Below are 7,147 nucleotides of genomic sequence, written 5' to 3' on the forward strand. Positions count from 1 at the left end.
CGTGCCCGAAGGGCTAGACAAGCTCGTAGACGCACAGCTTGCTGGCGTTTAAAAGCAACGCTTTTACGATGTTAACTGCTTTGTAAAAGCATAAGAAGTTGTGCCCCTAATATAAGTGAGCTCTGCGACGAACTGGAACGTGCCCGAAGGGCTAGACAAGCAAAAAGTTTTGTAGGTTGGTTTTTTACCTAAATGGTAAAGTAAAAAATTATTATCACCACAGAGAAGACAAGGAGAAATAAAGGAGAAAATACTAGAAATAGTATGTTTCCTCAGTGGAGCGCGCAGTGCTCTCGGTGGTTAAAATTGTCTAGCGGTTAAATTTTTAACCTAAATGATAAAATAAATAAAACATTATTATCACCACAGAGAAGACAATGAAAAGTAAAGGAGAATTGGTTTTAGACTAATTCATTATTTTACGCTCTTCTCAGTGTAGCGCGCAGCGCCTCAGTGCTCTCGGTGGTCAAAATTGTCTAGCGGTTAAATTTTTTACCTAAATGATAAAATAAATAAAACACTATTATCACCACAGAGAAGACAAGGAGAAGTAAAGGAGATGATACTAGAAAATAGTATGTTTCCTCAGTGTAGCGCGCAGCGCCTCAGTGCTCTCGGTGGTCAAACGTATTTTGCGGTTAATTTTTTTACCTAAATGGTAAAGTAAAACATTATCACCACCACAGAGAAGACAAGGAGAAGTAAAGGAGAATTGGTTTTAGACTAATTCATTATTTCACGCTCTTCTCAGTGTAGCGCGCAGCGCCTCGGTGCTCTCGGTGGTCAAAATTGTCTAGCGGTTAAATTTTTAACCTAAATGATAAAATAAATAAAACATTATTATCACCACAGAGAAGACAATGAAAAGTAAAGGAGAATTGGTTTTAGACTAATTCATTATTTTACGCTCTTCTCAGTGTAGCGCGCAGCGCCTCGGTGGTAATTAAATCTTTAAAATTATCTATACATAGGCGTAAAGCTTGCTCACGCGAAAGGTTTTGAATATAACCAAGCAAACTAAACGCGCTAGCAAGCATCCTGGTGGCGTACAAAATATGTGTAACTAAAATAATTAGTCTATATTCCAAGGTGACAAATTTGCAAAGGATCGCCATGGAAGACTTACTGACTAAAAACGTAATTGGTTGCGCCATTGAAGTACATAAAAACCTAGGGCCAGGTTTATTAGAATCAACCTACGAAAACTGCCTAGTATATGAACTACAGCAAACAGGTTTATCAACAAAAAGCCAAATAAAATTACCAATCAAATATAAAAACACAACCATTGATGCAGGGTATAGGCTCGATATATTAATTCCAGAGAAATTAATAATAGAAATAAAAACAGTTGAAAAACTATTGCCAATTCATACAGCACAGCTAATAACATACTTAAAGCTAAGCGGCATAAAAACAGGATTACTCATAAACTTTAACCAAGTAAAGCTTATTGAAGGTATAAAGCGAATAAGCGTTTAATATAAAAGCGCAAAAAAGTTAAAATATCGCAAAATAAAGTCAGCCCTGTTTGCCACCTACATTTTGTAAAACATTGAGTAAGCTTAAATACTTATTTAAAAGAAAGCAGTAATTCAAAAGCGCGTTTCGGCTTGCGCGAAAAGCCCTCTCATGCTTTAATTACCGCACAAAAATACAAGTACTCACCAAGGTCGGTGAGGAACAAAATATTTAAAATAATTTTGGGATTCTACAATGGCGTTAAGCTGTAAATCACTCATCACCTCACTCGCATTACTATCAGTTACCGGTTGCACCATAGTACCAGGCAGCCATTTTGAAGGCATAGAATCTGGCGAGCAAACACAAAACCTTGAGCAAGATCTCGAAAAAGTAAATATTCAAATTATCGACTCGTCGCTAATTAAACAACAAAAACAAGCACGTGCATCTGCAAAGCCAATATCTAACACCGCAGGTGTAAACGTAAGCAATTACGAATACAAACTAGGTGTAGGTGACGTACTAACCATAGGCGTATGGGATCATCCCGAGCTAACAATACCCGCAGCAGTACAACGTACCGCTGAGTTTGATGGCTTTCGCGTACAAAAAGACGGCACCATTACCTATGCTTATGCGCCAAATATTCCTGCAGCAGGGCGTACTATTAGCGAAGTACGTGACGACCTAGTTAAGCGCTTAAGCCGCGTAATTGAAGACCCGCAAGTAGATGTAAAAGTAGTGGGCTTTAGAAGCCAAAAAGCATACGTAACAGGTGAGGTTAAGCAGCCTGGCGTTTACCCTGTAACCGAAATACCGCTTACCCTCATTGACGCACTAAACCAAGCCGGAGGCCTAACAGAAGCTGCCGATTGGCGCACAGTTACTTTTACCCGAGGCGATAATACAGAAGTGATTCAACTTGATGATTTTTATGCCCACGGCGATATTTCGCAAAACCGTTTATTACAGCACGGCGATATTGTGCACGTAAGTCGTAACGATGCACAAAAAGTATTTGTACTAGGCGATGTTAAAAAAGCAGGTTCAGTAACCCTTAATCGGTATGGTTTAAATTTAGCCGAAGCATTAAGTGATTCGGGCGGCCTAAACGAAGCAACAGCAGATGCAAACGGGGTTTTTGTACTGCGTAAAAGCAACGTAGAGCAAACGGGCTATATTGCAAACGTATACCAGCTACATGCAAAAAATATTGCAGCTATGGTACTAGCGGAGCAGTTTGAACTGCAGCCAAGCGATATCGTATATGTAACTTCTGCACCACTTGCACGTTGGAACCGCGTAATAAGCTTATTATTACCATCTGTCGCATCGGTTGATAGCTTAGATGATATTTCATCAAACTAAGGGTTAAAAAATGTTTGATTCAGTTTTAGTAGTATGTGCGGGTAATATATGCCGCAGCCCAACGGGTGAATATGTATTAAAGCAAAAGCTTGAAGGTAAAAATATTAAAGTGTCGTCGGCTGGGTTAACCGCACTTGAGGGTAAACCTGCCGATGCAAAAGCAAAACAAATTGCCCAAGCACATGGTGTAAACATGGACGAGCACCAAGGCAGGCAGTTGTCGTCTGCACTTGTTGCGCAAAATAGCGTAATATTGGTTATGGAAGAACGCCATTTAAAAGATATACACGCACGCTACCCCGAGGCTCGCGGTAAAACATTTTTACTAGGTAAGTGGATTAACAACGCCGAAATACCCGACCCATACCGCCAAAGCACCGAAGCATTTGAACACGTTTACACATTAATCGATAGCGCATGCAGCGCTTGGCAAAAGTATTTATAAGGAATGGCTAATTTAATGAATACCCAGCCTGAAAGTAAAAACAAAAACACTGCACAACCCACACAAGAAATCGATTTAATGGCACTGCTAGGTGCATTACTCGACCGCAAATATTTTATAGCAGGCATAACTGCACTGTTTATGTTTATAGGTGTGGTTTATGCGGTATTAAGCACGCCAGTTTACCAAGCCACCGCCATGATACAAGTTGAAGAAAGTGGTGGAACAGTGCCCGGTTTTGATGACATGGCTGGAATGTTTGAGGGAGCGCCATCCGCAGTAACCGAAATAGAGCTGCTTAAATCACGCAGCGTAATTGGTGAAGCGGTAGATTCACTTAAACTAGATATTGTAGCCGAGCCAAAACTATTCCCGTTTATTGGTAACCGCGCTTACCGTAAATTTACCCCAATGAAAAAGGGGGATTTGGCCGAGCCAAGTTTTGGTGCAAGCAGCTACGCATGGGGTGGTGAGAGCATTGATGTATTTAGATTTGATGTTCCGCGCTCAGCAGTAGGGAGAGAGTTTACGTTAGTCGCATTAAAAGGTGATAGATTTGCACTTTTGAGTGACGATGGGGAGCAAATATTAGCAGGTAAGGTTGGGCAAGAGCTAACCAGTGGTAAATTTCATTTAACAATACGCAGTTTAAACGCTCGTGTTGGTACAGAGTTTACTATTAAACAAAAAAATAGATTGAACACGGTTCTCGAACTCCAAACAAGTATAATGGCCAATGAAAAAGGTAGAGACTCAGGAATCGTCAACCTCAGCCTTCAAAGCGAACAACCACATTTTGCAAAAATAGTATTAGATAAAGTGTCTGCTATTTACGTTCGCCGAAATGTAGAGCGCAATAGCGCCGAGGCACAAAAGTCACTGGAGTTTTTAGAAGTACAATTACCTGAAATTAAAAAACAGCTAGAATATGCCGAGCAACGCTTTAACGACTACCAAATAAAACGCCAGTCAATAAACATAACACTCGAAACACAAGGCGTGCTTGAGCAAGTAGTAAAGCTTGAAACAAAACTACAAGAGCTAAACCTAAAACGCCTAGAGCTTGGCCGTAAATTTAAAAAAGATCACCCGGCATACCAAGGTATTATTGAGCAAATACAAGCCGTAGAAAGCCAAAAAAACGAACTTATTGGCGAGGTAGGCAACCTACCCGAAACACAACAAGAGCTGCTGCGCCTAAAACGCGATGTTGAAGTAAGCAACCAAATTTATACCTTGCTTTTAAGTAAAATCCAAGAGCTAGACATAGTACGCGCAGGTACTGTAGGTAATGTACGTGTTATAGACTACGCCGAGGTAAACACCAGTAAGCCAGTAAAACCTAAAAAAGCATTAATAGTAGTAATGGCAACCATGCTAGGTGGCATGCTTGCGGTGGCTATTGTGCTTATACAAAAAGCCATGCATAAAGGGGTTGAAGATCCAAGTGAGATAGAAGCCTTAGGCATACCTGTATACGCAAGCGTGCCCCACTCAGACTACCAAGATAAATTAACCAGTTTTACCGGGCGCAAAAATAAAGCAGGTAAAGCAAAAAGCTTACTCGCGCTTGATAACCCAGCCGACCTTTCAATAGAGGCGCTACGTAGCCTGCGCACCAGCTTACACTTTGCGATGATGGAAGCTAAAAACAACATCATTGCTATATCGGGCCCAAGCCCGGGTGTAGGTAAGTCGTTTATATCGGTTAACTTGGCGGCAGTATTAGCACAAAGCGGCAAAAAAGTACTGATTATTGATGCCGATATGCGTAAAGGCTACTTACAAACCCAGTTTGGCTTAAAGTGGGACAATGGCTTAAGTGATTACCTTTCGGGCCGCTTAAACCTAGCGCAAGTAACTAAGCCAACTAAAGTTGAAGGTTTAAATGTAATTACCCGCGGGCAAATACCGCCAAACCCATCAGAGCTATTAATGCACAGCAACTTTAACAAACTGGTTGAAGAAGTTAGCGCAGCATACGACATAGTAATTATAGATACGCCACCAATACTTGCAGTAACCGACCCGGCAATAGTGAGTGCGCATACAGGCACGACCTTATTAGTAGCACGCTTTGGCCAAAACCACTTACGTGAAATAGACCTTACCCGTAACCGTTTTGAACAAAATGGCATAGACGTAAAAGGCCTAGTATTTAATGGTGTAGTTAAAAAAGCCAGCAACGCCTACGGGTATTATGGCTACTACAACTACGAGTATAAGTCTGATAAGTGAAAAGTGTAGCTGCGGCTTTACCCCGAGTATTTTTAAAAGTTAAAACGAGTAGGCGAGTGGCTTGCAACCGCAAAAGGGATAAGTTATTTATTCACCACGGAGAACACCGAGTTCCCAGAGGAAGAGATTGGAGAGTTAACAACTTACCTTTTTCTCTTCTCGGTGTAGCAAAGCGCCTCAGTGGTAAAAATTATTTTTGGGTCATTGCGTCAGCAAGCTCAACGCCTACGGGTGTTAAGGTTGCATGTAGGCGAGTGGCTTGCCACCGCGAGAATAAATATATGTAGGAGCTAAATACAACCTCCTACTTTAAAACTGGCACAGTAGCGTAACTAAAATTGGTTACCCTGATAAGTAAAGATAAATTAAAATCCACAAAGGATGTAAAGTGAAAGTATTAACAGTATTTGGTACCCGCCCTGAAGCCATTAAAATGGCACCTCTTGTTCATGCCCTAGCTAACGATAGCCGTTTTGAGGCTAAAGTATGTGTAACAGCACAGCATCGTGAAATGCTAGACCAGGTACTTGAACTTTTTAAAATCACCCCTGAGTACGACTTAAATTTAATGAAAGCAGGGCAAACACTGCCAGAAGTAACTAGCCGTATTCTGCAAGAATTAACGCCGGTACTTAAAGAGTTTAAACCTGACGTTGTTCTTGTTCATGGTGATACCGCAACTACGTTTGCTGCAAGTTTAGCTGCTTATTATGAGCAAATAGCAGTAGGTCACGTTGAGGCCGGTTTACGTACAGGTAATATTTATTCGCCATGGCCAGAAGAGGGTAACCGAAAACTAACTGGCGCATTAACAAAGTTCCATTTTGCACCAACTGATACTTCAAAAGCTAACTTGCTGAAAGAAAATGTCGCAAGTGAAAATATATTTGTAACCGGTAATACGGTTATTGATGCTTTACTACTAGTTAAGCAACAAATAGAAAATGATACAGAGTTAAGCAACACATTAGCCTCACAATTCCCTATGCTTGATGAAAGTAAAAAGCTTGTTTTAGTTACAGGCCATCGCCGTGAAAGCTTTGGTGGTGGTTTTGAGCGTATTTGTGAAGCGCTCGCACAAACAGCTAAAGCTCACCCAGATACGCAAATACTGTACCCCGTGCATTTAAACCCAAATGTACAAGAGCCAGTAAAGCGTATTTTAAAAGATGTTGATAACGTACATTTAATAGAGCCGCAGCAATACTTACCATTTGTATATTTAATGAATCGTTCACACATTATTTTAACAGACTCCGGTGGCATTCAAGAAGAAGCACCAAGCTTAGGCAAACCTGTACTCGTAATGCGTGACACAACAGAGCGCCCAGAAGCGGTAGACGCAGGCACTGTTAAGTTGGTGGGTACAAATGTAAGAAAAATAACATCTGCACTCAATGAGTTATTAGCTGATGAGACTGCATATAAAGCAATGAGCCGTGCTCATAACCCGTACGGTGACGGCCAAGCATGCCAGCGTATTTGTGATATTTTAGCAAAATAATTAGCGTTGGCGCGGGTTGTCCTCGCACATTACTCTTAAAAAATAGTGTGACAAGCTGAAAAATACATAAACAAAGCTTGCCAAAAAAAGTTTAAAACCAAAATTTGTAGAACCTAGAACCTAGAACC

The 7,147-nt window shown here is 40.9% G+C and carries 5 protein-coding genes; all 5 read left to right on the forward strand.

From position 1 onward, the window contains the following. Nucleotides 1-1,113 precede the first annotated feature (1,113 nt). Nucleotides 1,114-1,482, forward strand: coding sequence for a GxxExxY protein (locus CWB62_RS18175; RefSeq protein WP_138530977.1), 369 nt, complete (start codon nt 1,114-1,116; stop codon nt 1,480-1,482). 234 nt (nt 1,483-1,716) lie between these two features. After that, nucleotides 1,717-2,832 (forward strand): polysaccharide export protein, encoded by a 1,116-nt coding sequence (locus CWB62_RS18180; RefSeq protein ID WP_138530975.1) that lies wholly within the window; start codon nt 1,717-1,719, stop codon nt 2,830-2,832. A gap of 10 nt (nt 2,833-2,842) precedes the next feature. Continuing rightward, on the forward strand, nt 2,843-3,277 hold the full coding sequence (locus CWB62_RS18185) for a low molecular weight protein-tyrosine-phosphatase (RefSeq protein WP_138530973.1): 435 nt from the start codon (nt 2,843-2,845) through the stop codon (nt 3,275-3,277). A 15-nt stretch (nt 3,278-3,292) separates the two neighbouring features. Then, nucleotides 3,293-5,515, forward strand: coding sequence for a polysaccharide biosynthesis tyrosine autokinase (locus tag CWB62_RS18190; RefSeq protein ID WP_138530971.1), 2,223 nt, complete (start codon nt 3,293-3,295; stop codon nt 5,513-5,515). Nucleotides 5,516-5,903: 388 nt separating this feature from the next. Continuing rightward, entirely contained in the window at nt 5,904-7,019 is a 1,116-nt protein-coding gene (gene wecB / locus CWB62_RS18195; RefSeq protein WP_138530969.1) for a non-hydrolyzing UDP-N-acetylglucosamine 2-epimerase, read from the forward strand. Nucleotides 7,020-7,147 lie beyond the last annotated feature (128 nt).

The sequence above is a fragment of the Pseudoalteromonas sp. S408 genome (assembly GCF_005886645.1).
Lineage (GTDB): Bacteria > Pseudomonadota > Gammaproteobacteria > Enterobacterales > Alteromonadaceae > Pseudoalteromonas.

Excerpts from the sequence above, each read along its gene's own strand:
- CWB62_RS18175 (WP_138530977.1), top strand. The coding sequence starts at position 1,114 with ATGGAAGACTTACTGACTAAAAACGTAATTGGTTGCGCCATTGAAGTA.
- CWB62_RS18180 (WP_138530975.1), top strand. The coding sequence starts at position 1,717 with ATGGCGTTAAGCTGTAAATCACTCATCACCTCACTCGCATTACTATCA.
- CWB62_RS18185 (WP_138530973.1), top strand. The coding sequence starts at position 2,843 with ATGTTTGATTCAGTTTTAGTAGTATGTGCGGGTAATATATGCCGCAGC.
- CWB62_RS18190 (WP_138530971.1), top strand. The coding sequence starts at position 3,293 with ATGAATACCCAGCCTGAAAGTAAAAACAAAAACACTGCACAACCCACA.